Annotated in this window: 22 protein-coding genes and 2 pseudogenes; 11 read left to right on the top strand and 13 right to left on the bottom strand. The window is 71.9% G+C overall.

Annotation, left to right across the window (positions count from 1 at the left end; all coding sequences use genetic code 11):
- Window positions 1-19: 19 nt before the first annotated feature.
- Genes Q1A09_RS00425 through Q1A09_RS00405 form a run of 5 tightly spaced genes read right to left on the bottom strand, consistent with a single transcriptional unit; the run spans window position 20 to window position 5,377 of the window.
- Window positions 20-964: an ABC transporter permease gene (locus tag Q1A09_RS00425; protein WP_299950628.1), complete on the bottom strand. Its 945-nt coding sequence runs from the start codon at window positions 962-964 to the stop codon at window positions 20-22.
- A 28-nt stretch (window positions 965-992) separates the two neighbouring features.
- Window positions 993-2,570 carry an ABC transporter substrate-binding protein gene (locus Q1A09_RS00420; RefSeq protein ID WP_299950625.1) on the bottom strand — a complete coding sequence of 526 codons (1,578 nt, stop codon included), beginning with the start codon at window positions 2,568-2,570 and terminating at the stop codon, window positions 993-995.
- On the bottom strand, window positions 2,567-3,478 hold the full coding sequence (locus Q1A09_RS00415) for an ATP-binding cassette domain-containing protein (protein WP_299950623.1): 912 nt from the start codon (window positions 3,476-3,478) through the stop codon (window positions 2,567-2,569). Before Q1A09_RS00415 ends, Q1A09_RS00420 begins: the two co-directional genes overlap by 4 nt.
- On the bottom strand, window positions 3,475-4,482 hold the full coding sequence (locus Q1A09_RS00410; RefSeq protein ID WP_299952052.1) for an ABC transporter ATP-binding protein: 1,008 nt from the start codon (window positions 4,480-4,482) through the stop codon (window positions 3,475-3,477). The genes Q1A09_RS00415 and Q1A09_RS00410 overlap by 4 nt, the downstream gene beginning before the upstream one ends.
- The gene (locus Q1A09_RS00405; RefSeq protein ID WP_299950620.1) at window positions 4,472-5,377 is read right to left on the bottom strand and encodes an ABC transporter permease; all 906 of its coding nucleotides are present in this window, start codon (window positions 5,375-5,377) and stop codon (window positions 4,472-4,474) included. The genes Q1A09_RS00410 and Q1A09_RS00405 overlap by 11 nt, the downstream gene beginning before the upstream one ends.
- A gap of 633 nt (window positions 5,378-6,010) precedes the next feature.
- On the opposite strand from Q1A09_RS00405, the gene Q1A09_RS00400 reads away from it, so the two are divergent.
- Window positions 6,011-6,529: a hypothetical protein gene (locus Q1A09_RS00400; RefSeq protein WP_299950617.1), complete on the top strand. Its 519-nt coding sequence runs from the start codon at window positions 6,011-6,013 to the stop codon at window positions 6,527-6,529.
- Window positions 6,530-6,696: 167 nt separating this feature from the next.
- Here the strand turns inward: Q1A09_RS00400 and Q1A09_RS00395 are convergent, their stop codons facing one another.
- The 4 genes from Q1A09_RS00395 to Q1A09_RS00380 form a co-directional block, all read right to left on the bottom strand.
- On the bottom strand, window positions 6,697-7,389 hold the full coding sequence (locus Q1A09_RS00395; protein WP_299950614.1) for an SDR family NAD(P)-dependent oxidoreductase: 693 nt from the start codon (window positions 7,387-7,389) through the stop codon (window positions 6,697-6,699).
- Between the two features lie 70 nt (window positions 7,390-7,459).
- On the bottom strand, window positions 7,460-8,473 hold the full coding sequence (locus tag Q1A09_RS00390; RefSeq protein ID WP_299950612.1) for a MaoC family dehydratase: 1,014 nt from the start codon (window positions 8,471-8,473) through the stop codon (window positions 7,460-7,462).
- 14 nt (window positions 8,474-8,487) lie between these two features.
- The gene (locus tag Q1A09_RS00385) at window positions 8,488-9,669 is read right to left on the bottom strand and encodes an acyl-CoA dehydrogenase family protein (protein WP_299950609.1); all 1,182 of its coding nucleotides are present in this window, start codon (window positions 9,667-9,669) and stop codon (window positions 8,488-8,490) included.
- A gap of 81 nt (window positions 9,670-9,750) precedes the next feature.
- A complete protein-coding gene (locus tag Q1A09_RS00380) occupies window positions 9,751-10,905 on the bottom strand; it encodes an acyl-CoA dehydrogenase family protein (RefSeq protein ID WP_299950606.1) in 1,155 nt (384 codons plus the stop codon).
- A 243-nt stretch (window positions 10,906-11,148) separates the two neighbouring features.
- Between Q1A09_RS00380 and Q1A09_RS00375 the strand changes: the two genes are divergently transcribed.
- Window positions 11,149-11,961, top strand: coding sequence for a crotonase/enoyl-CoA hydratase family protein (locus tag Q1A09_RS00375; RefSeq protein WP_299950603.1), 813 nt, complete (start codon window positions 11,149-11,151; stop codon window positions 11,959-11,961).
- A gap of 51 nt (window positions 11,962-12,012) precedes the next feature.
- Here Q1A09_RS00375 and Q1A09_RS00370 read toward each other — a convergent pair whose 3' ends face one another.
- Window positions 12,013-13,512, bottom strand: coding sequence for a class I adenylate-forming enzyme family protein (locus Q1A09_RS00370; protein WP_299950600.1), 1,500 nt, complete (start codon window positions 13,510-13,512; stop codon window positions 12,013-12,015).
- A gap of 17 nt (window positions 13,513-13,529) precedes the next feature.
- Entirely contained in the window at window positions 13,530-13,838 is a 309-nt protein-coding gene (locus Q1A09_RS00365; protein ID WP_299950597.1) for a hypothetical protein, read from the bottom strand.
- 243 nt (window positions 13,839-14,081) lie between these two features.
- Here Q1A09_RS00365 and Q1A09_RS00360 point away from each other — a divergent pair, with 243 nt between their 5' ends.
- The 6 genes and pseudogenes from Q1A09_RS00360 to Q1A09_RS00330 all read left to right on the top strand — a co-directional run bounded on the left by Q1A09_RS00360 (window position 14,082) and on the right by Q1A09_RS00330 (window position 18,491).
- Window positions 14,082-15,299, top strand: coding sequence for a CaiB/BaiF CoA-transferase family protein (locus Q1A09_RS00360; protein ID WP_299950594.1), 1,218 nt, complete (start codon window positions 14,082-14,084; stop codon window positions 15,297-15,299).
- Between the two features lie 26 nt (window positions 15,300-15,325).
- Window positions 15,326-15,880, top strand: a pseudogene (locus tag Q1A09_RS22560) (AMP-binding protein); the annotation flags it as partial.
- 73 nt (window positions 15,881-15,953) lie between these two features.
- Window positions 15,954-16,391 (top strand): annotated as a pseudogene (locus tag Q1A09_RS00345) (AMP-binding protein); the annotation flags it as partial.
- A gap of 165 nt (window positions 16,392-16,556) precedes the next feature.
- Window positions 16,557-16,856 carry an AMP-binding enzyme gene (locus Q1A09_RS00340; protein WP_299952050.1) on the top strand — a complete coding sequence of 100 codons (300 nt, stop codon included), beginning with the start codon at window positions 16,557-16,559 and terminating at the stop codon, window positions 16,854-16,856.
- A gap of 43 nt (window positions 16,857-16,899) precedes the next feature.
- Complete coding sequence (locus tag Q1A09_RS00335) at window positions 16,900-17,577, top strand: cysteine hydrolase family protein (protein ID WP_299950586.1); 678 nt, start codon at window positions 16,900-16,902, stop codon at window positions 17,575-17,577.
- Window positions 17,574-18,491, top strand: coding sequence for an LLM class F420-dependent oxidoreductase (locus tag Q1A09_RS00330; RefSeq protein WP_299950583.1), 918 nt, complete (start codon window positions 17,574-17,576; stop codon window positions 18,489-18,491). Before Q1A09_RS00335 ends, Q1A09_RS00330 begins: the two co-directional genes overlap by 4 nt.
- Before the next feature lie 61 nt (window positions 18,492-18,552).
- Here the strand turns inward: Q1A09_RS00330 and Q1A09_RS00325 are convergent, their stop codons facing one another.
- Together Q1A09_RS00325 and Q1A09_RS00320 are read right to left on the bottom strand one after the other, a co-directional pair.
- Window positions 18,553-18,726, bottom strand: a complete 174-nt coding sequence (locus Q1A09_RS00325) for a hypothetical protein (RefSeq protein ID WP_299950581.1) — start codon at window positions 18,724-18,726, stop codon at window positions 18,553-18,555.
- Window positions 18,727-18,803: 77 nt separating this feature from the next.
- On the bottom strand, window positions 18,804-19,094 hold the full coding sequence (locus Q1A09_RS00320) for a hypothetical protein (protein WP_299950579.1): 291 nt from the start codon (window positions 19,092-19,094) through the stop codon (window positions 18,804-18,806).
- Window positions 19,095-19,211: 117 nt separating this feature from the next.
- Between Q1A09_RS00320 and Q1A09_RS00315 the strand changes: the two genes are divergently transcribed.
- The 3 genes from Q1A09_RS00315 to Q1A09_RS00305 are packed head-to-tail and all read left to right on the top strand — an operon-like array spanning window position 19,212 to window position 22,670.
- Window positions 19,212-20,384 (top strand): amidohydrolase family protein, encoded by a 1,173-nt coding sequence (locus tag Q1A09_RS00315; protein ID WP_299950576.1) that lies wholly within the window; start codon window positions 19,212-19,214, stop codon window positions 20,382-20,384.
- A complete protein-coding gene (locus tag Q1A09_RS00310) occupies window positions 20,384-21,010 on the top strand; it encodes a hotdog domain-containing protein (protein ID WP_299950573.1) in 627 nt (208 codons plus the stop codon). The genes Q1A09_RS00315 and Q1A09_RS00310 overlap by 1 nt, the downstream gene beginning before the upstream one ends.
- 22 nt (window positions 21,011-21,032) lie before the next feature.
- Window positions 21,033-22,670: a bifunctional 3-(3-hydroxy-phenyl)propionate/3-hydroxycinnamic acid hydroxylase gene (locus Q1A09_RS00305; protein ID WP_299950570.1), complete on the top strand. Its 1,638-nt coding sequence runs from the start codon at window positions 21,033-21,035 to the stop codon at window positions 22,668-22,670.
- Window positions 22,671-22,692 lie beyond the last annotated feature (22 nt).

Here is a 22,692-nt window from a genome sequence, read left to right as displayed (position 1 = left end):
GACCGGCATCGCGCAGGCGTCACACCCGCAGCTTCGGGTTGAGGTACCCGTAGACCACGTCGGCGAGCAGGTTCGCCGCCAGCACCACCAGCGCGCTGACGAACACCACTCCCTGGATCAACGGGACGTCGCGCAAGTTCACCGCGTTGACGGCCAGCGACCCGAAGCCCGGGATGGCGAACACGAACTCCACGGTGACCGCAGCGCCCAGGACGTGTCCGATCTGCAGGGCCAACACGGTCACGATCGGGGTCGCCGCGTTTTTCAGCGCGTGTTTCCCGACCACCGTCGGTGGACGCAGACCCCGGGCCTTTGCCGTGCGGACGTAGCTCTGGCTCAGGGCGTCCAACAGCGCGCCACGGGTCTGGCGTGCCAGTTCCGCCGCCATGATCCCCGCCACTGCGATGGCGGGGAGGATGAGGTGGCTCAGCCAACCCCACAGCCCTTCCTCGGCGATGGCCGTGTAACCGGTGGCCGGCAGGAACTGCAGCTGGATCGCGAACACGACCACCAGCACCAGCCCGAGCACGAACGGTGGGACCGCCATCGCCAGGGATGTCGCAGAGATCACCACGCGGTCGGCGAGCGAGCCAGGACGGGTCGCGGCGATCGCTCCGAGCGGGATCGCCACCACGACCGCCATGAGCAGGGCGACCAGGCCGAGCGAGGCGGTGACCGGGAGCCGCTCGCCGATGGCCTCCGTCACCGACTGCCCGGTGTAGAGCGAGGTGCCGAGATCGCCCTGTGCGGCGCTGCTCACCCAGTTCCAGAACCGCTCGAGGAACGGGGAGTCCAGACCGAGCCGCTCGCGGGTGAGCGCGATCTGCTCCTCCGTCGCGTTCTCGCCGGCGATGGCGACAGCGGCGTCACCCGGGAGCAGGTCGAGCAGCAGGAACGTGAACAGCGACACCAACAGGAGCACCGGCACGGCCATCAGAACCCGCTGCGAGATGAACTTCAGCACATCGCACCTCCTCCCGGGTGACCCGGAGTCACTCCGTCAGACCGACATAACGGAGATCGAAGATCCCGCCCCACGGTGCCCCGTTCGTCTCCATCCCGACAACCGAGTCCGAGACCACGTACTGCGTCGGGAGTGCGCAGATGAACGCGTCCATGGCGTTCTCCGAGGCGAAGGCCGACACCGCCTGCAGCGCTTCCTCACGGGCCTCCGGGCTGAGGGTGGCGTCGCTGGCCCTCGCCATCAGCTCGTCGAAGCCCGCGGGCGCCGGACCCGGGTACGACGCGTCCTGGTACGCCTGGGTGAGCGTGACGGCCGGTTCCGCCGTCGAGGAGTTGACGTGCACGTACGTGCCGGACTGGCCACCGTTCCACGTCCTGCTCGTGGCCAGCAGGTCCAATGTGGTGAGGGTCGCGTCGACGCCGACCTCGGCCAGCTGTGCCTGGAGGATCGGCGCGAGCTCAACCTGCGGTGACAACCCGGACTGCACGAGGAGGTCTACTTCGAACCCGTCCGGGTAGCCGGCCTCGGCCAGCAGCTCCCTTGCCCGGTCCGGGTCATAGGTGTAGCGGCCCGCGGAGTCCGGGTCGTAGCCGACCTCGCCCTCCTGGAGAGGCTGACTCGTGGCGGGGCACTGACCGTCCAGGACGGTCTCGTTGATGGCGTCGCGGTCGATGGCGAAGTTCAGCGCCTGGCGCACCTTGACGTCCTCCAGCGGGGGGAAGTCGGCGTTGAGGAACATGGCGTACCAGGACCGCGGCCCCGAGGAGATCACCTCGGCATCCGAGCCCTGCGCGATCTGCTCGGCCTGGTCGTGCTGACCGAGCTTGATGAGGACGCCGTCGACCTGGCCGCTGCGCATGGCGTTCAGCCGTGCATTGTCGTCGACGATGCCGATGATCTCGAGCCCGGCGGGCTTCTGTGCCTCGGGGTCCCAGTACTCGCTCGCCCGCTCGTAGACAGTGCGGTCGCCGGAACGCAGCTCGGTCAGCTTGTAGGGCCCGGAGCCGGCGTCCTCGCGGGCCGGGTCGACGCCGCTGTTGAGCCGTGCCGGGTTGAGGATCATCCCGGTGACGTCGGCCAGGGTGAACAGCAGGTCGGCAGCCGGACGGTTCAGGTTCAGGACGACCGTGCCCGGGTCGGGGGCGTCGATCGTGTCGATCACGCTCAACGCGAACGCGGCGGTCGAGCCTGGCAGGGTCTTGCCCCGCTCCAGACTGAACTTGACCGCCTCCGAGTCGACCGGCGAGCCGTCGTGGAACGTGGCGTCGTCGCGCAGGGTGAGGGTCAGCGTCAAGCCGTCCTCGGAGAACTCCCAGGACTCGGCCAGCATGGGCGAGATCTCGAACGGGGCGTCGGCCGACGCCCTCGTCACCATGGTCAACCGGTCGTAGACCGGGCTCAGGGTGGGGAAACCGACCCGGGGGTCGACCGTCGTGTGCGGGTCCATGTTGGTCGGCGCGACGGTCCAGGCGAACCGCAGCGTCGCATCGCGGTCGATCTCGCCTGCCGCGGCGGTATCTCCGGCCGGTTCGTCGCTGTTGCCGCCTCCGCAGCCCGACAGAGTGAGCGTGACGACTGCGGCGACCACGGTGAGAGAACGCTTCATGTGGACTGACCTTCCAGGAGAGGTGGAACGACCGGCCTCGTAGCCGGGGAGGATGGGGGCCCGGCAGCTGCGGCGTTGGTGCGACGACGGCCGGGCCCAGTGACCGGGATCGCGGCGACGAGCTCCTGCGTGTACGGGTGCTGAGGGTTGTCGAAGAGCTCGGCGCCGGGGCCGAACTCGACCACTTCGCCGTGGTTCATCACCGCGACCTCGTGCGCGAAAGACCGGACGAGCGACAGGTCGTGGCTGATGAACACGTAGCCGAGGCCCCGCTCCGCCTGCAGATCGAGCAGCAGGTTCAGCACCTGCGCCTGCACCGAGACGTCCAGCGCCGCGACCGGCTCGTCGCAGATAATGAGGTCGGGATTGGTCGCCAGCGCCCGGGCGATCGCGATCCGCTGCAACTGGCCACCGGAGAACTCGTGCGGGTAGCGGTCCGCCATCTCTGGCCGGAGGCCGACCCGCCCGAGCAGCTCGCCCACCCGGTCCGCCTGCCGGGCGCCCCGCAGCCCCTCGTGGAGCAGCAGAGGTTCCCCGACCGACGTGCCGATCACCATCCGGGGGTCCAGCGACGCGAAGGGGTCCTGGAAGATCATCTGGGCGCGACGCCGAAGCCGGCGGAGACCGCGCTGCCCGCTGGCCAGCACGTCCTCCCCGAGCAGCCGGACCGACCCGCTGTCGGGCTCGGTCAACCGGAGTACCAGCCGACCGACGGTGGACTTGCCAGCCCCGGTCTCCCCGACGATGCCCAGGGTGCGTCCTCGCTGCAGCGAGAAGCTCACGCCACGTACTGCGTGCTCGTGCGAAACCGGACGCCCGAAGAGGTTGCGCCGGGTCACGAACGACTTCTGCAGGCCCGCCACCTCGAGCAGCGGCGGCCCGGCCAGCGCGTCATCGGGCTGGTTCATGTCTGCACTCCCTGCAGGGTCAGTTCACTCGTCCGGAGGCACCGCGAGAGGCGGCCCCTGCCCACCTGGAGCAGGACTGCCGGGTCCGAGTCGCACTGGCCGCCCCGCGCGTACTCGCACCGGGGATGGAACCGGCAGCCCGACGGCCAGTTGCCCACCGCCGGCACGGACCCCGGGATGTGCCGCATCCGCTCGACCGTCCCCTGGACGTCCGGGCTGGAGGCGAGCAGCCCAGCCGTATAAGGGTGCTGCGGTCGCACGAGCAGCTCGTCGATCGGCGCCTGTTCCACGAGCTGACCGGCGTACATCACCGCAACGTCGTCGGCCATCTCGGACACCACGGCCAGGTCGTGCGTGATGAACAGGATCGACAGGTCGGAGTCGGCCTGCAGGTCGTTCATCAGCTTCAACATCCGAGCCTGCACCGTGACGTCCAGCGCGGTCGTCGGCTCGTCGGCGATCAGCAGCTGCGGGCGGCAGACCAGGGCACCGGCCAGCATGACGCGCTGACACATGCCGCCGCTGAACTCGTGCGGATAGTGCCGGGCTCGGCGGGCGGCTTCGGGAATCTGGACCGCGTCGAGCATCTCGACGGCGCGGCTCCAGGCATCCTTCCTGGACAGGCCATCGTGCCGCCGCACCACCTCAGCGATCTGCTCGCCGACCGTGAACGCCGGGTTGAGGCTGCGTCGCGGCTCCTGGAAGATCATGCCGATGTCGCGGCCGCGGGTCTCGATCAGCTTGCTCTCGGGCATGCCGACCAGTTCCCGACCGTCCAGCCGGACGGACCCGACCAGCCGCGACCCGCGCGGCGGCAGCAGACCCATCACGGCCAGCGAGGTGACCGTCTTGCCGGAACCGGACTCGCCGACCAGCGCGAGCGTCCGCCCCCGACCGAGCGAGAAGCCCACGTCATCGAGCACCTTCGTCCAGCCGCGCTCGGTCCGGAACTCGACCGACAGGCCGGTCACCTCGAGCAACGGCTCCGGGTTCTCAACGGCCATCTGCACCACGACCCTCGAAGGCGTCCCGGAGCCCGTCGCCCAGCTGGGCGAACGCCAGGATGGTCAACATGATCATCAGTGCGGGGGCGACCAGGTGCCCCGGTGCCTCGTAGATGTTGGCGAACGCGTCCCGGAGCATCGAGCCCCAGCTCGAGTCAGGCGGTTGCACGCCCAGCCCCAGGAAGCTCAGGCTCGCCTCAGCCAGGATGATGACCCCGGCGAAGAACGTGACCTGCACCAGCAGGGGTGAACTCGCGTTCGGGAGCACGTGTCGCCAGATCAGCCTCCAGCGCGAGCAGCCCACCGAGCGACAGGCCTCGATGTAGAGCTCCTTGGACGCCGTGGCAGCCGACGAGCGGGCCAGCCGGAAGAGGGACGGCGCCATGACGATGCCCAGCGCCAACATGGCGTTCGTCAGCCCGGGGCCGAGCACCCCGACGACGGCGAGCGCCAGGACGATCGGCGGAACGCTGAGCAGGGCGTCCGCCACCCGGGCGACGATCCGGTCGACCCAGGGGACGAACCCGCTCAACAACCCGATCGGGATGCCCAGCACGACAGCGACTGCGAGCGCCTGCACGACGGCGAGGAGGGTGATCCGCGAGGAGTGGATCAGCCGGCTCAGCACGTCGCGGCCGAACCCGTCGGTGCCGAGCAGGTGCTCCCCTGTCGGGCCCTGCAACTGGGCGCGCAGCTCCTGCGCGTCGGGGTCGTAGGGCGACACCACCGGAGCGAGCACGGCGATGACCAGCAGGAAGAACAGGAAGACGACGGCGACCATGACACCGCGGTTGCGCCGCAGCTCTCGCATCGCCCGGCTGCGCCCGAACCGCCGCGCCCGGCGCGGGCGGCCGGCCCGGGTCCCGGGCACCGGGGTCGCGGGTTCCCGGATCACGTCCCCGTCCCCAGCCACGCCGTCGTCCGTGGCTGCGCCGGTGACACCGTCGGTGCTCACTTGACGCCCCTGGCGGAGCGCGTGCCCACGCTACGAGCCCGGGGCGAAGTCTGACGTCTCATGCCTACCTCGTCGTCTGCAGTCGCGGGAGATCCCCGCTGCGGGTGCGGCGGATCCACGAGCCGATCTCGACCCCCGTGCCGGCGGTCCGGCGTCGCCAGGTGTCACTGGTGTCAGATAATGCACTAGATGTTAGATGGATCACAAGGTCGTTTGTAAAGACCGGAGCGCAGTTGTCGAAACGAGATATCGCCAGCTCCTAGTCGGCTCGCTCGACCCGCGCGCCGATGGCGTCGACTGCGTTGATCACCCCGAGGACCGGGCCTTGCCTGCTCACTCGCCTCGTCCGTCGACCAAGCTTCTGACAGGACGTCCACCGGGTGATTGCAGTCGCAGTCGACCCTCGCTACCGTGGCCGCCACCCGGCGGATGGCAGCTGGACCACCACGGGGTGTTCGGCCGGGCTGACTTCCGTCCCGCCCCGATCGCCCTCCCGAGCGGAACGGCCGTCGGCCATCGTCAACGCGTCGCTGGGGGCCTCGAGAGGATGCATGACGGATGCGCGGCGGCCCCGTGATCAAGCACCTCGACGACGTTCCCTGGTTCGAGGCAGTCCGACTCCGGTTCGACGACGGACACGTCGCCTCGATCTGGGAGAAGTGGATCGAGTTCACTCCCCGGTACATGGCCTTCTACAACAAGTGGGAGCCCCGCGCCTTCTCGCCCTACCACGGCCACCAGTCTGATCACACGGTGTTCGTCGTCAAGGGGGAGCTGATCGGTCCGGAGGGCGAGAAGTACCCGGCCGGAACGCACATCACCTTGGAGTGGGGTGACATGTTCGGGCCCTACGAGGCCGGCTCGGAGGGCGCCGAGCTCTATTGCGTCCTCACCGGCCCGGGTCGCTTCTTCGCCAGCGACCCGGAGGACCACGCACGGCTGCTGGCGGAGAAGGGGGCCGTCAATGAACGCGTCCCTCCATACCCGTTGCCGCCCTTCGCGCGGGCCGCCGATCAGGCGATCTTGAAGCAGGACGGGGACGAGAGCGACAAGGCCCCACCCGAACGGTTCCCCGGAGCCGTGAACCTCTAACGCGGCCCAGCGCAGCTCCGCCGGTCAGCAGGACCCATCGGCCCGTCGCTCGACGGGCCGGACCGATGGGCGTGCCGAAGGCGGTTCGCCGCAGGCCCAGGGCGGTGCTCCGGTCCGACCGCAGACCAGGGCACCGCCCTGGGCGTGCCAGCCACGTCGAGCAGGCTTCAGGCCCGGCCGTACACGGGGACGTGCGCGCCACTGACGGCGGTGGCGTCCGGCCCGGACAGGAACAGCACGACGCCGGCGATCTGCTCGGGCGCGACCCAGCGGCTGTGGTCCGCATCAGGCTGCCCGGCCCGGTTGCCGGGGGTGTCGATGACGCTGGGCAGGACGGCGTTGACCCGCACCCCGTCGTCCCGGTACTCGGCGGCCAGCGAGTCGACCAGACCCAGCACGGCGAGCTTGCTCGTGACGTAGCCGGCCGCCCCGGCGAACGGCCGCAGCGCGGCCCTGCTGGACACCGCGGTGATCGCGCCGCCACCGGCGGACACCAGGTGCGGCAGGGCGGCCTGGCTGACCAGGTAGGTGGCCCGCAGGTTCAGCCGCAACTGGTCCTCGAACTCCTCCACCGGCGTCTCGTGCACCTTTCCACCGGCGGCGAAACCGCCCACCAGGTTGACCACCGCCTGCAGGGGCCGGTCCGGGTCCGCGGCGGCCTGGTCGACCACCATCGCGACGCCGGCGCCGTCGAACAGGTCGGCCTCTACGAGCTCCAGTCCGTCCCGGGCGGCGATCGCATCCCGTTCGCCCGGCGCGATCCAGGGCACGACCACCCGCCACCCGGCGTCCAGGAACCGCGCGGTGACCGCCCGGCCCAGTCCTCCCGTGCCTCCGGTGACCAACACCGTTGCCGCCATGCCGAACTCCTCCCCTGCTCGGCCCGCTTCCCGGACCCGCAGTTTGCTCGATGTCTGAAACGGCCGTGGTTCAGCCGGCCACGGCCACGAACCGCCAGTCGAGCACGGGCACGGCAGGTCCACCGTCCGCGGGCTCGGCGGTGACCTGGGACCGCAGGTGCAGCAGCCGCCCACCGGACGGCAGCTCGTCGACCCGTTCGACGTCCAGCGCGCTGGCCAGCAGGTCGCCCTCGTGCACCGGGGCCAGGTGGTCGCAGGAGTGCCAGCCGACCACGGTCAGCAGGCCCGGCAGGGCGCGCGTCGCCTGTCCCAGCGCGACGCCGATCGTGTGCCCGCCGTAGACCAGCCGGCGGCCGCCGGCGCGGTGCGCGTCGTGGTGCACCGCGGCCACGTTCAGGCTCAGCCGGGCGAGCTCGGGGGCGGAGGAGACGACGTCCCGGCCGTCGACCCGGTACCGCTGCCCGGCCCGCACGACCGGCCCGACGGCCGCCGGCAATGACCAGCCCGCCACCGCGGAGCGCAGGTCCTCGTCCGTCACGGCCCGGCCGACGGCGGCGAGGTCGTCGTCGTGCCCGGTGACCGCGGCCGGATCGGCGAGCGGGATCATCGCGCACCGCCAGAAGTCCAGCACCGGGCGGTCGGCCTGGTCGACCGTCGTGATCCGCAGCGCCGCCAGCCCGGTGGCCGGCCGGTCCGGCCGCGCCCGGTTCTGCTTGAGGGCCACGATCTCGGTCCGCGTGCTCAGCGTGTCGCCGATGACCGGCGACCGGCGCAGCACGAGACCGCGGTAGAAGAGGTTGGCCCGGACCCGCTGGGTCACCACCGTCGACTGGCCGATCGCCACGTCCCACACCAGTCCCGGGGCTGCGATCCGACCGCGGCCGATCACCTCCGTGGCCAGCGGCTCGGACAGCGGGAGCCGCAACCGGTCACCGAGGACCGCCTGGTGGACGGCGGCCTGTCCGTCGGTCAAGGTCACCGCCGGCGCCGTGTCGAACACCTGACCGACGTGCAGTTCCTCGAACCACGGGCCGCGGACCTCGACGACCGACTCCTCGGCCGCGCGGAGCGGAGCGGTGCGCATCCCGGTACGACCGCTCAGCCGACCGGCGCGCCGACGGCCGCCTCGACGGCCGGGTCAGCGACGGCGGCGGCAGCCACGGCGGGGGCGGCGCCCGGTGTCCCGGTGGCCAGTCGACGGGCGACCCGGTCCCAGTGCTCGGCGGGTCGACCGAACCGCACCGCGTCGCTCTTAGCCCGGCGGACCACCAGGTGGGAGACGTGCTCCCAGGTGAAGCCGATCCCGCCGTGCAGGTGCAGGCACCGCTCGGCGCACTCCACGGCGGTCTCCCCGGCGTAGCCCCGGGCGACCCCGGCGGCCAGCGATGCTGCACCGGGGTCGCCCTCGTCCAGCGCGTCCGCCGCCGCGTCGGCGAGGCAGCGTGCCCCCTCGACCATCAGCAGCATCTCCGCACAGGAGTGCTTCACCGCCTGGAAGGACCCGATCGGCCGGTCGAACTGGACCCGGATCTTGGCGTAGTCCACCGCCGAGTCCAGCGCCCGGCGGGCAAGTCCGGCGCTCTCTGCGGCCAGCAGGCCGGCACACACGTCCAGCGTCCGGGCCAGCACGGCGTCGGTCCGGTCCGGGGTGGTCAGCGGAGTGGCCGGCGCGGCGGTCAGCGCCACCGATCCCAGCGTCCGGGTGAGGTCCAGCGCCGGCACCGGCGTGATCGTCACCGCCGGTCCGGTGGGGACCACGAAGAAGCACGCTCCGTCGTCGGTGTCGGCCAGCACGACCAGCTGGTCGACGCCCGGCGCGTCGGTGACCAGCTCGACGGTGCCGTCCACGGTCCACGCGCCGTTCGTCGACCGGGCGCGGAGTGGGGTGCGCCCGCCCCAGGTGCCGCCGTCGCCGGGGAGGACGAGCGCGGCCCGGACCCGGCCGGAGACCACGTCCTCGGCCAGCTCTGCGGCGGCCGGCGTGCCGCTGAGGTCGAGCACGGTCGCCACGGCCACCGTGGTCAGCGCGGGCACCGGTGCCAGCGCCCGGCCCAGCTCGGCGAAGACGACGGCGAGGTCGGCGTAGGAGCCGCCGTCGGCGTCGCGGTTGGCGGCGAGTGCGAGCTCGAGCACCCCGAGGTCGAGGACCCGGCGCCACAGCGCTTCGTCCCAGCCGTCCCCGGCCACCACCTCCCGCAGCCGTTCCTCGCCGCCCAGGTCGGCCAGGAGCTCGGCGACGGTGCGTGCCAGGTCGACGCGTTCCTGCAGGTCAGAAGACACAGCGGATCCCCTCCGGGGTCATGGGCCGGTGCGCGGCGCGGGGTGCGGTCGTGCGCGGTGCCGTGGCCGGCAGGTCCGGGGTCACACCGGCCTCGGCTCGCGCGGCAGGCCCAGGACCCGCTCCCCCACCAGGGTCTTGAGCACCTCGGTGGTGCCGCCGGCGATCGTGGCCGCCGGCGCCCGCAGGTAGGCCATCGCCGCGCTCCCGGCGCGCTGCGCGTCCGGACCGGCGGCCTCGAGCAGGGTGGCGGCCACCCGTTCCACGGCCCTGCCCCAGGCCAGCTTGATCAGGGTCTGCTCCGGTCCGGGTGGCGCTCCCCGCTCCTCGTCGGCGAGCGCCCGCAGACCCAGCAGCCCGGCGATGCGGGCGTCGGCGTAGCGGCGGGCGATCTCCTGGCGCAGCAGCGGCGCCTGCGGTCCCTCCGCGGCGGTGGTGGTGCCCAGCGCGCCGGACAGCTCCGCGGTCACGTTGTGCTCGAGCTCGGCGGCGAGGCCGATCACGCCGGCCCGCTCGTGCGCGAGGGTGGCCATGGTGACGTCCCACCCGCGGTGCAGCGGGCCCAGCAGGCTGCTGCGCGGCACCCGGACGTCGGTGAAGAAGACCTCGGCGAAGCCGGACTCACCGGTGATCATCCGGATCGGCCGGCGCTCGATCCCGGGGGTGTCCATCCGGATCGTCAGCGCGCTGATGCCCCGGTGCTTGGGTGCGTCGGGGTCGGTGCGGGCCAGCAGCAGGCAGTGCGTGGCCTCCATGCCCTCCGACGTCCAGATCTTCTGCCCGTTGATGACGAAGTCATCGCCGTCGGCCACCGCCCTGGTGCGCAGCGAGGCCAGGTCGCTGCCGGCTCCGGGCTCGCTGAAGCCCTGGCACCAGATCTCCTCGGTGGTCAGGATCTTCGGCAGGCTGGCCTGCTGCTCCTCGGTGCCGAAGGCCATCAGGGCCGGCCCCACGTTGTTGACGCCCAGGACGCCGGCGAGCACCGGCGCCCAGGCGGCAGCCAGCTCCAGGCCGCAGGCGACCCGGTCGCGGACGCCCAGCCCACGGCCCCCGAACTCCTCCGGCCAGCCCAGCGCGGCCCAGCCACCGGCGGCCAGCGTGCGCTGCCAGTCCAGCCGCGCCTCGAACGACGTCGACCGTCCCCAGCGGGCCCGCAGGTCCGCACCGGGCCCGGCGAGGAAGTTCCGCAGTTCCTGCACCACGTCGGCCGGAGCCGGCCGTGCGGCCACGTCGGTCACTGGGCTCTCCATCCCGTCCGGATCAGCCGCTGCCGGCGGCCACGGCATCCGTCTGACATCGTGTACACATCAGCGGACTGGCGACACGGTAGCCCGTCCCGGCCGCTGTACGCCAACCCCCACCCACCCGTTCCGGCACGGACCGGGAGCGTCGCGGACCACCGGTCCGCAGCCTCTCCGCCGGGCCGGACAGCCGCCCCGGCAGCTCGGCGCCGGGGCCGTACGCGAGGAAGGCACACCACGATGACGACACCGGCAGAACCGGGCACATCCGCGCCGAAGGTCCTGGTCGAGCGGCGGGGGCACGTCCTCGTCGTCACGCTGAACCGGCCCCAGGCACGCAACGCCGTCGACCAGGACGTCTGCCTGCAGGTCGGGGACGCGGTCGAGCAGGCGGAGCACGACCCAGAGATCCGGGCCCTGGTGCTGACCGGCGCCGGCGACGCGGCGTTCAGCGCCGGCGCGGACCTCAAGGCGCTCTCCCGCGGCGAGCGGATCCTGCCCGAGGGCAAGGAGCATTGGAGCTTCGCCGGGTTCGTCAACCACGTGACCTCCAAGCCGACGATCGCCGCGGTCAACGGCGCGGCGCTGGGCGGCGGTACCGAGCTCGCGCTCTCCTGCGACCTGGTGGTGGCGGTCGAGACGGCCACCTTCGGCCTGCCGGAGGTCAAGCGGGGGCTGATCGCCGCGGCCGGCGGCACGTTCCGGCTGGTCTCCCAGCTGCCGCCCAAAGTGGCGATGCACGCGCTGCTCACCGGGGAGCCGCTCACCGCGCAGGAGGCGCTGCGCTGGGGGCTGGTCAACCAGGTGGTGCCCGCCGGCACCGTCCTGGACCGGGCGGTCGAGCTCGCCGAGCAGATCGCGGCGAACGCGCCCCTGGCGGTGCAGGCATCCAAGCGGATCGCCTACGGCATCGAGAACGGCACCCGCCCGGACGAGACGCGGCTCTGGGCGCTCACCGAGCGCGAGATGGCCGCGGTGGCGACGTCGGAGGACGCCAAGGAGGGACCGCGGGCGTTCGCCGAGAAGCGCGCTCCTCAATGGCAGGCCCGCTGACCCCCTGACGCCTGCGTCGCCGGTCCGATCGGGGTCGGGCCGGCGACGCGGTCACGACCCCGCCGGTGCGGTGGTGAACTCGCTGTAGAGCTTCCGGCGCAGCAGCTTGCCCGTGTCGGTGTGCGGGAGCTCGCCGCGGAAGACGATCCGGTCCGGGGTCTTGGCCGAGCGCAGCCGACTGCGCACCCACTCCCGGAGCTCCTCGACGTCGCAGGCGGCACCTGTGGCCGGCACGACGACGGCAGCCAGGCACTCACCCCACTCCTCGTCGGGCAGGCCGATGACCGCGACCTCGGCCACGCCGGGGTGCCGCAGCAGCACGTCCTCGACCTCGGCCGGGGCGATGTTCTCCCCGCCGCGGATGATCACGTCGTCGGAGCGGCCGAGGACGAAGACGTAGCCGTCCTCGTCCATCCGCGCCCGGTCCCGGGTGGGGAACCAGCCCGCCTCGTCCAGCACGGAACCCTGCCCCTCGTACTCGCCGGACACCTGCTCGCCGCGGACCCACAATTCGCCTTCCTCCCCGGCGGGGACCACCCGGTCGAAGTCGCGGACCTGGCCCTCCATCCCCGGGATCAGCCGGCCCACCGAGCCGAGCCGAGCGCGGACGGCCGGGTCGTCGCTGGAGAAGGCGATCCGGTGGTCCTCTGGACCGAGGACGGCGATGGTCGAGCTGGTCTCGGTCAATCCGTAGGCGTTGACGAAGTCCACCGCGGGGAAGGCCCGCAACGCCCGCTCCAGGACCGGCTGCGGCATGCGCGCGCCGCCGTAGGCCAGGGTCCGCAACGCCGGGAGGTCGGGCACCTCGCCGCCCAGCTCGTCCAGGATCCGGGCCAGCATCGTGGGCACCAGCATCGCGAACGAGACCTCCTCCTGGCGGACCAGGTCCAGCCAGGATCGAGGCGTGAAGTTGGGCAGGTAGAGCAGCCGACGGCCGGCGAAGACGTTCGTCAGCACGGTGCCGACGCCGGCGACGTGGTACGTGGGCACGCTGACCAGCGCGGAGTCACCCTCTGCGGCGCTGCCCGGCTCGACCGTCTGCAGCACGTAGGACTGCAAATTCTGGTGCCGGAGGACCACGCACTTCGGAGCTGCCGTGGTGCCACTCGTGAACAGCAGCACCGCCGGGTCGGCGTCGTCGACGTCGGGCAGGTCCACGGCCGGCTCGGTGGCACAGCGGGCCATGAACTCGGAGGTGACCAGCACGGGGACGCCACAGCCGGACACGACCGGCAGGTACGCCTCGTCCACGACGACCAGCGGTGCGTCCAGCCGGGCGACGAGCTCCTGCAGCGCCCCCTCGGCCAACCGGTAGTTCAGCGGGGCGATCGGCACCCCGGCGCGCGCGGCGGCGAACATCGCCACCGGGAACGCGGGGCTGTTGACCCCGATGAAGGCCACCGACCGGGCGCCGCTGGCGGCGATCAGGGCGGCGCCGCCCGTGGTCAGCGCGCTGAGCCGCTGGGCGGTGATCTCCTCCTGGCGCAGACCGACGGCGAGGCGCTCGGGGTCCATGGACTCCGCGAGGTCCAGCAGCAGGGTGATGGCCATGCTCGTCGTCCCGGGCCTCAGTCGCTCGCGGGCAGGGGCTTGGCCTGCTTGAGGCCCAGCCCCACCCCGTCGAGGGCGAGCGTGCCGACCCCTGGCTTGGTCACCAGCAGTTCGACGCGCTCGTCGGGGTCGGTGTAGCGCTTGCCGAGCTGAGTGCTGTCCGACGCCGTCTCGGCGACCGTCAGCCCCTCGGCGGGCACGTCACCGGCGGGGATCATCGGCTGGCCGCCGCAGGCCAGGGCGAGGTCGCCACCGGGCGACTTCACCACCACGACCTCGGTCGGGCCGACCTGGCTGCGCAGGCGCGTGCCGGGCTTCAACTCCATGGGGACCTCCAAGCGTCTGGTGTCATCGGTGTCCGGCCGGCAGCCGCTGGCAAACGCAGCGGGAAGCTGAGCCAGGCTGCACCGGTACACAGCATGTCAGATAGTGAGCCAGATGACATGTACACGGTGCCAGAAATCGCGGACCCAGCCGTTGACCCGTGTCCGACGACGTGGCTACCGTCACACCGAGTCGCGGCCCTCCGGTGCCCGTCGACGCCGGACCAAGCACGCTGAGGAGCACAGATGAGCAATGTCATGCAGGGCGTCCGTGTCGTCGAACTCGCGGGGTGGACGTTCGTCCCGTCGGCCGGGGCGGTGCTCGCCGACTGGGGTGCGGAGGTCATCAAGATCGAGCACCCGGAGACCGGCGACCCGCAGCGGGGCCTGAACGTCGGCGCCCTCGGCACGGCGGGTCCCGGTGGCGTCAGCTTCATGATGGAGCAGCCCAACCGCGGGAAGAAGAGCGTCGGCCTGGACGTCGCCAGCGAGGCCGGCCGGGATCTGCTGCTGCGGCTCATCGCCGGCGCCGACGTCTTCCTCACCAACCTGCTGCCCGGGAGCCTGGAGCGCCTCCGGCTGTCCGTCGAGGACGTGCGGGCGGTGAACCCCTCCCTGGTCTACGCCCGGGGCACCGGCTACGGCGTCCGTGGACCGGAGGCGAACTCCGGTGGCTTCGACTCCGCGGTGTACTGGAGCCGCGCCGGCATCGCCGCCATGCTGCAGGGCCCGGACGCCGAGTTCCCGCCGTTCCAGCGGCCTGCCTTCGGCGACATCATGGGGGGGCTGACCCTGGCCGGGGGCATCTCCGCAGCGCTGTTCAAGCGCGAGCGCACCGGCGAGGGCTCGGTGCTCGACGTGTCGCTGATGGGCCTGGGCGTCTGGAACGTCGCCCCGGACATCACCGCGACGGCGCTGATGGGCGAGGAAAAGCTGACCCGGTTCAGCGTCAAGGACATGCCCAACCCGCTGATGAACTACTACCAGACCAGCGACGGGCGCTGGCTGCAGCTGATGATGCTGCAGGCCGACCGCTTCTGGCCCGACGTAGCCGCGATCGTCGAGCGTTCCGACTTCCTCGACGACCCGCGGTTCGCCACCGCCGGGGCGCGGTTCCAGAACCGCGTCGAGTGCATCGAGGAGCTCCGCAAGGCCTTCGCCGCCCGCCCGCTGGCCGAGTGGCGCGAGCGCCTCACGATGACCAAGGGCGTCTGGGCCGTGCTGCAGACACCGGCTGAGGTGCTGGCCGACCAGCAGGTCGTCGCCAACGGGTACGTGCGTCCGGTGACCACCGACGAGGGCTTCGAGTACTCCCTGGTGGCCAACCCGGTGCAGTTCGACGAGACGCCGCCGGACCTGGTCCGGGCGCCCGACCACGGTCAGCACACCGACGAGGTGCTGCTGGACCTGGGCCTGGACTACGACGAGATCATCGAGCTGAAGACCTCCTCCGTCATCCTCTGAGTCGCCGTCCCGACCCCGGAGGGGCCATGTACCCGGCGACGTTCGCCAGCTCCGCACCCGACCGCCCGGCCGTCGTCATGGCCGGCAGCGGAGAGGTCGTCACGTACCGCCAGCTCGACGAGCGGTCCAACCGGGCGGCGCACCTGTTCCGCGACCTGGGGCTGCGGCCCGGCGACGTCGTGGCGATCTGCATGGAGAACAACGCGCGGTACCACGAGGTCTACTGGGGCACCCGCCGCTCCGGGCTCTACGTCGTTCCGCTGAACCCGGCGCTCACCCCGGCCGAGGCGGCGTACGTGCTCGCCGACAGCGGCGCCCAGGTGCTGGTGATGAGCGAGGCGACGGCCGGGCTGGCCGGCAGCCTCGGACCGGACATGACTCCCGGGGTCAGCACCCGCCTGATGATCGGCCCGGACCTGCCGGGCTGGGACTCCTACGCCGACGCGGTGGCGAGCCGGCCGGTCACGCCGGTCGACGACGAGTGCGAGGGCGACCTGCTGCAGTACTCCAGCGGGACGACCGGGCAGCCGAAGGGGATCAAGCGGGACTTCACCGCCCAGCCGATCTCGCTGGCGTCGGACCCCACCATCGCGTTCCTCCGGGCGATCGGGTTCGGCGAGGGCGACGTCTACCTCTCCCCCCGCCCCGCTATACCACACGGCACCGATCGTCTGGTCCAGCGCTGTCCACCGGGTGGGCGGCACCTCGGTGGTCATGGAGCGGTTCGACCCCGAGCAGGCACTGCGCGCCATCGAGCAGCACCGGGTGACCCACAGCCTGATGGTGCCGACGATGTTCGTGCGGATGCTCAAGCTGCCGGCCGCCCAGCGCGAGCGGTGGGACGTCTCGAGCCTGCGCACCGTCGTCCACGCGGCGGCGCCGTGCCCGATGGAGATCAAGCGGGCCATGATCGACTGGTGGGGGCCGATCCTCTCGGAGTTCTACAGCTCCTCGGAGCTGATCGGCGCGACGTTCATCACCACGCCGGAGTGGCTGGCCCACCCCGGGTCGGTCGGCCGCCCGATGCTCGGGGTGCCGCACATCGTCGGCCCGGACGGCGCGGAGCTCCCGACCGGTGCGACGGGGCAGGTCTGGTTCGAGGGCGGCCGGCCCTTCAGCTACCTGCACGACCCGGCCAAGACCAGTGCGGCCTTCGACGCCCGCGGCTGGGCCACGGTCGGCGACGTCGGTCACCTGGACGAGGACGGCTACCTCTACCTCACCGACCGGACGGCGTTCACGATCATCTTCGGCGGGGTGAACATCTATCCGCAGGAGGCCGAGAACCTCCTCGTCGAGCACCCGGCCGTGCTCGACGCCGCTGTCTTCGGTGTGCCGCACCCGGAGATGGGCGAGCAGGTCCAGGCCGTCGTCCAGCCGGTCGACTGGACGACGGCCGGCCCCGACCTCGCCGCTGAGCTCGACGCCCACTGCCGGAGCCGGCTGGCCGCCTACAAGTGCCCGCGCTCGATCGACTTCGCCCGGGAGCTGCCCCGCAGCGAGACCGGGAAGCTGCACAAGCGCGCGTTGCAGGAGGAGTACCGCTCCCGCCGCTGACGCCCGAGCCCGCTCCCCCACCCCCCGTCCCCGGAGGACAACCGTGCAGCTGGCCCAGCTGGTCGACCCCGCGCACACCGCCGTGCTGGTCTCGGAGATGCAGCGCGGCATCTCCGGCGACCTCGCCGCCGGGCCGCTGGGCGTGCTGTCGACCGCGGTGCGCGACCACGGGGTCGTCGACGCCCTCGCCCGGCTGCTCGACGGCGCCCGCAGCGCCGGGGCGATGGTCGTGCACGCCACCATCCAGTACCGCCGCGACCGGGCCGGAGTCACCCTGAACACGCCGTTCCTCGCCAGCAGCCTGCGCAATCCCGAGCACATGCTCGTCGGCTCCGACGAGGCGCAGGTGATGCCCGAGCTGGGCCCCGCGCCGGCGGACATCGTGCACGCCCGCACGCACGGACTGTCCGCCTTCACCGGCACCGACCTGGACGCGATCCTGCGCAGCCGGGACATCCGGACCCTGGTCATCGGGGGCGTGTCGCTGAACGAGGCCATCATCGGCGGGGCCATCGAGGCGGCGAACCTGGGCTACCGCCTGGTCGTCCTGCGCGACGCCTGCCTCGGCGTTCCGCACCAGTTCGGTGAGGACATGCTCCGGTACGCGTTCGCGCTGCTCGGCACGGTCACCACCACCACCGCCGTCCTGGAGGCCTGGCAGCCCGCCACTGCCGCCCAGGTCCCACCCGCACCCTCGACCGCCGCGGAGGCGCTCCCGTGAAGTTCTGCCTGCAGTTCCCGATGCGTGCCCTCAAGCACTGGGACACCTGGATCGACGGGCACGGCCTCGGCGACGTCGCCGCGGCCGCCGAGGACGCCGGCTTCGACATGGTGTCCACCACCGACCACCCGTTCCCCAGCCAGACCTGGCTCGAGGCCGGCGGGCACCACGCCTTCGACCCGTTCGTGTCGCTGGCGTTCATGGCCGCCGCGACCACCCGGCTGCGGCTGCTGACCATGATCGTCGTGGCCGGGCACCGGCACCCCTACATCACCGCGAAGGCGGCCGGCAGCCTGGACAACCTCTCCGGGGGCCGGCTCGTGCTGGGCATGGGTGCCGGCTACCAGCAGGCGGAGTTCGAGGTGGTGGGCGGCTCGTTCACCGACCGCGGCAAGCGGTTCGACGCCAGCATCCCGGCCCTCCGGCAGGCCTGGACCGGTGAGGTCGTCGACCGCGACGACGACTACTTCCCGGCGCACGGGCACGTGATGCTGCCCAAGCCCGCCCAGGCCGGCGGACCGCCCATCTGGATCGGCGGGAACAGCAACGTCGCGCTGCGCCGCGTCGCCGAGCTCGCGGACGGCTGGATCCCGATCGAGCAGTCCGAGGAGGCCAGCGCCATCACCAAGACCCCGGCGCTCGGATCGGCGGACGAGCTGGCCGAGCGGGTAGCCGAGCTGCGGGAGCGCCGGCGCGCGGCGGGCAGGTCCACTGACGTGGACGTCTGCTTCGCCCCGATGGGCCGGCGGGACCCCGACGGCAACGCCGCGGCCATCGCGGAGAACGTCGCGGCCTACGCGGCAGCGGGCGCCACACACCTGCTGGTGGAGTCCCGGGCCCGCAGCTTCGCCGACTACCTGCGCGAGGTCGAGCTCTACCGCCCGCTCACCGGGCAGGCGCTGGCCGTCGACTGACCGGACGACGGAGGGCCGGGCACCTGGTGTGCCCGGCCCCCGGTCGTGCCGTTCCGGTGGCTCAGGCCGGCGGATCGGCCTCGGCGCCGGACTGCTCCGCCGCCGCCGGCGCCGGGGTCTCGTTCTCCTCGGCCAGCTGCTCCGGGTCGCCGTGCTGGTGTGCCGCCGCCTTGTACTTCTCGGCGTGCAGGCTGATCTCGTCGGTGACGAGCTGGCTGCTGTCCATGCCTGACATGTGCTCTCCTCGTGATGGCTGCGGCGAGTGGCGGGGCGACCCCCGCAGAGGTGTGGGAGCCGCTCGGCCGACCGGGATCAGGTGGTGTTGCGCCGGGCGGTGCCCCGGTAGCCGAAGAATTTCTCGAAGTTGTCGTCGTTGATCGTCTGCCGCGCATTCCGGGCGGCCGCCGTCTCGACGGCCTCCAGCCGGGCCTGGGCCTTCGCGAGCGCCGCCGCCTCCTCCGGTCGCCCCTCGAGCTCGGCGATCGACCGACGGAGTGCCTGCATCTCCTCCTGCAGGCGGGCGCCGGCCTCCCCGAACGTGAGGAGGTCGTGGTCGTCCTCCTCCTCGCGCTCGATCACGGGCTCGTTCACTGGTTGGCTCATCGGCTGCCTCCGGGGGTCTGGTGATCCAGCGCACAGAGCATATATCCTCAGGTGGACGCTCCGTCAGAAATGTTTCGGACGCTGCGCCCGGCCCACTACAGCTCTCCGGAGGCACCGATGCCGCTGCAGGACCACCACCAGATCATCTCGGTCGACGACCACCTGATCGAACATCCGCGCGTGTGGCAGGACCGGCTCCCCGAGAAGTACAAGGAGAGAGGCCCGCGCATCGTCGAGACCGACGGCATGCACCTGTGGCACTACGACGGCCAGGTGATCCCGACCATCGGCCTCAACGCGGTCGCCGGCAAGGACCCGAAGGACTGGGGCATGGACCCCGTCCGGTACGAGGACATGATCCCGGGCTGTTACGACCCGGTGCAGCGGGTGAAGGACATGGACCTCGACGGCGTCCAGGCCGCCGCGTGCTTCCCGTCGTTCCCCGGCTTCGCGGGCGGCACGTTCTTCCGGGCCCCGGACAAGGACCTCGCCCTGCTGTGCGTGCAGGCGTGGAACGACTTCTACATGGACGAGTGGTGCGCCACCGCCCCCGACCGGTACATCCCGATGGCGCTGCTGCCGTTCTGGGACATCGAGCTCACGGTCAAGGAGGCGAAGCGGGCGATCACCAAGGGCGCGCGCACCTTCTCCTTCCCGGACAGCCCGGTGCCGCTGGGCCTGCCCTCCTTCCACAGCAAGCACTGGGACCCGCTGTGGGCGGTCGCCTCGGAGGCCAACGTCCCGATCTCGCTGCACTTCGGCTCCGGGTCCTTCATGCCCGGCTTCTCGTTCTCGGCGATGAAGCCGATCGCCGGCCAGATGCAAGCGCTGGACGCCCCGATGGCGGTCCCGACGGTGCTGTTCTCCAGCAACCTCATGTGGAGCACGGTCGACCTGCTGTTCTCCCGCACCCTGCACCGGTTCCCGAAGCTGCAGTTCTCGCTCGCCGAAGGCGGCATCGGGTGGATCCCCTACATCCTCGAGCGGTCGGACTACACCTGGGAGCGGCACCGCTGGTACCAGGACATCGACATGGACACCCGGCCCAGCGACCTGTTCAGGAAGCACTTCTGGGGCTGCTTCATCGAGGACCAGCACGGCCTGGCCAACCGCGAGGCGATCGGCATCGACCGCATCATGATCGAGGTCGACTTCCCGCACTCGGACTCCAACTGGCCCAACAGCCGCAAGCGCGCGAGTGAGTCCCTGGCCCACATCCCCGACGACGAGGTCGAGAAGATCGTCGAGACCAACGCCCGGCGGATGCTGAACTTCCCGCGCACGAACTGATGTACCGACGCAGTGCTGCAGGGCTCACCGACGAGCACCTCCCCGAGGGCGCCGGGCCGGACGCGCCGACCAGGTCCCAGTACGGCGAGATGATCGAGCGCTTCCGAGCCCTGCAGCACGGCGTCACCGGTGCGGCGGGGATGCCCGGTGAGGTGGTCGCCGCACTGACCGCCGAGTTCGAACGGCTCGTCGCCTCCCTGGAGCAGTGGCAGGTCCCCGAGCGGGAGAGGTGGGCCGGACGCTGGTTCGGCCTGCCGGGCCGGGGACACCCGCTGCTGGTGCCGGTCACGGTCGACGAGGCCAGTTCGACGATGGTCCGCGGCCGGATCCAGCTGGGCACCCTGCACCTCGGCGGCGGAGGAGCCGCCCACGGCGGCGTGCTGCCGCTGATGTTCGACGACCTGCTCGGGATCCTCTCCAGCCAGGGGCGGTCCCCCGCCCGCACGGCCTTCCTGACCGTCAACTACCGGCAGATCACCCCCGTCGGCGTCGAGCTCCGCGTCGAGGCCACCCTCGACCGGGTCGAGGGGCGCAAGCGGTGGATGACCGGCCGGCTGCACTCCGGGGACGACGTGGTGGCCGATGCCGTTGCCCTCTTCATCGAGCTGCTGCCAGGGCAGCCCTGACCTGAACGGACACAGTGCACCCGTGGACCTGACGACCGATGTCGCGATCGTGGGGGCGGGCCCCTGCGGCACGACCCTGGCCAACCTCCTCGGCGGCAACGGGGTGCGCACCGTCCTCCTCGACCAGGAGGAGGACATCTACCCGCACCCACGCGCCGTGGCCGTCGACGACGAGTCGCTGCGCACGTTCCAGACGTCCGGGCTGACCGGCGAGCTGATGCCCGACGTCATCCAGAACGCGCCGATCCGCTACTACAGCTCCAGCGGACGACGGCTCGCGCACGTCCGGCCCAGCGGCCAGCCCTACGGCTGGCCGCGCCGCAACCTCTTCTACCAGCCCCTGATGGAGGCGGTGCTCCGGCGCGGGCTGGAGCGCTACGACCACGTCCAGCTGCTCACCGGCACCACGGTGACCGGCCTGCAGCAGGACCCCGAGGGCGTCGAGCTGACCGCGACCGGCGCGGCCGGGGAGGCGACGCGGGTGCGCGCCCGCTACGTCGTGGGCGCCGACGGTGGCCGCAGCTTCGTCCGGGGCGCGGTCGGCATCGAGCTCACCGGTACGACCGCACCCACCCGCTGGCTGGTCGTCGACGTGGAGAACGACACCTGGGACGCCCCGTTCTCGGCGGTCTACTGCGACCCCGACCGGCCGGCCATGACCATCCCGCTGCCCTACGGGCGGCGCCGATTCGAGTTCAAGCTGCTGCCCGCGGAGGACGAGGACGCGGTCGTGGCCGACGACGTGGTCAACGGCCTGCTGGCCGAGTACTACCGCGGCCTGCCGCTGCCCACGATCCTCCGGCGCCGCGTCTACTGGCACCACTCCCGGATCGCCAGCACCTTCCAGTCCGGCTCGGTCTTCCTGGCCGGGGACGCCGCCCACCTGCAGCCGCCGTTCTTCGGGCAGGGCATGAACTCCGGCATCCGGGATGCGACGAACCTGGGCTGGAAGCTGGCGGCGGTGACCGCAGGCCAGGCCGACCCCCGGCTGCTGGCCAGCTACGACGCCGAGCGCCGCGGCACCGCCGAGGCGATGGTCTCCTTCGCCACCCGGGTGGGGAACATGTACCAGCCCCGCAACCGGGCGACCGAGATGGTGCGCGACGTCGTCTTCCGCGGCGTCCAGCACGTTCCGGGTGCCCGGGAGTACATCCTGCAGATGAAGTACAAGCCGGCGCCGAGGTACACCGAGGGCATCGTGCTGCACCCGGCGCAGAAGGACGCCGCGTCGCTGGTCGGCCGGGCGTTCCCGCAGCCGTCGGTGGAGACCGCCGACCGCGCCCGGGTCAAGCTCGACGACGCGGTGGGCGGCTCGTTCGCGATCCTCGGCCTGACCGGCGACCCGCTCGCCGCCCTCTCCGCCGAGAGCCAGAAGTACTGGACCGAACTGGGTGCCCGGTTCGTCCGGGTCAGCCCGTCCCGCACCGGCCTGCGGTCACCGGCGGACGACCGGGCCGTCGCGCTGTCCGGGGCGTCGCTGGTCGTCTACGACGTCGACGGCGCCTTCCGCGACCACCTGCTGGAGCGTCCCGGCGACGAGGTCGTCGTACTGCGTCCCGACCGCTACGTTGCCGCGACGTGCCGCCCGGCGGAGCTGGAGCTGGTCACCCGGGAGCTGCGCGCGATGATCACCGGTCAACCGGTTGCCGCGTCCGGCTGACCGGCACCGGGCGGGCCCTGCG

It is taken from the genome of uncultured Modestobacter sp., from assembly GCF_947486615.1.
Lineage (GTDB): Bacteria > Actinomycetota > Actinomycetes > Mycobacteriales > Geodermatophilaceae > Modestobacter.
Note: the sequence above shows the minus strand (reverse complement) of the source record. Positions and strands in the feature narration are given on the sequence as shown.

What these genes read in the sequence shown, in the direction of transcription:
- Q1A09_RS00370 (WP_299950600.1), bottom strand. Translation starts at nt 13,512, where the DNA reads ATGGCCATCACCCTGCTGCTGGACCTCGCGGAGTCCATGGACCCCGAG.
- Q1A09_RS00365 (WP_299950597.1), bottom strand. Translation starts at nt 13,838, where the DNA reads ATGGAGTTGAAGCCCGGCACGCGCCTGCGCAGCCAGGTCGGCCCGACC.
- Q1A09_RS00375 (WP_299950603.1), top strand. Translation starts at nt 11,149, where the DNA reads ATGACGACACCGGCAGAACCGGGCACATCCGCGCCGAAGGTCCTGGTC.
- Q1A09_RS00390 (WP_299950612.1), bottom strand. Translation starts at nt 8,473, where the DNA reads ATGCGCACCGCTCCGCTCCGCGCGGCCGAGGAGTCGGTCGTCGAGGTC.
- Q1A09_RS00310 (WP_299950573.1), top strand. Translation starts at nt 20,384, where the DNA reads ATGTACCGACGCAGTGCTGCAGGGCTCACCGACGAGCACCTCCCCGAG.
- Q1A09_RS00325 (WP_299950581.1), bottom strand. Translation starts at nt 18,726, where the DNA reads ATGTCAGGCATGGACAGCAGCCAGCTCGTCACCGACGAGATCAGCCTG.
- Q1A09_RS00320 (WP_299950579.1), bottom strand. Translation starts at nt 19,094, where the DNA reads ATGAGCCAACCAGTGAACGAGCCCGTGATCGAGCGCGAGGAGGAGGAC.
- Q1A09_RS00360 (WP_299950594.1), top strand. Translation starts at nt 14,082, where the DNA reads ATGAGCAATGTCATGCAGGGCGTCCGTGTCGTCGAACTCGCGGGGTGG.
- Q1A09_RS00395 (WP_299950614.1), bottom strand. Translation starts at nt 7,389, where the DNA reads ATGGCGGCAACGGTGTTGGTCACCGGAGGCACGGGAGGACTGGGCCGG.
- Q1A09_RS00315 (WP_299950576.1), top strand. Translation starts at nt 19,212, where the DNA reads ATGCCGCTGCAGGACCACCACCAGATCATCTCGGTCGACGACCACCTG.
- Q1A09_RS00410 (WP_299952052.1), bottom strand. Translation starts at nt 4,482, where the DNA reads ATGGCCGTTGAGAACCCGGAGCCGTTGCTCGAGGTGACCGGCCTGTCG.
- Q1A09_RS00415 (WP_299950623.1), bottom strand. Translation starts at nt 3,478, where the DNA reads ATGAACCAGCCCGATGACGCGCTGGCCGGGCCGCCGCTGCTCGAGGTG.
- Q1A09_RS00420 (WP_299950625.1), bottom strand. Translation starts at nt 2,570, where the DNA reads ATGAAGCGTTCTCTCACCGTGGTCGCCGCAGTCGTCACGCTCACTCTG.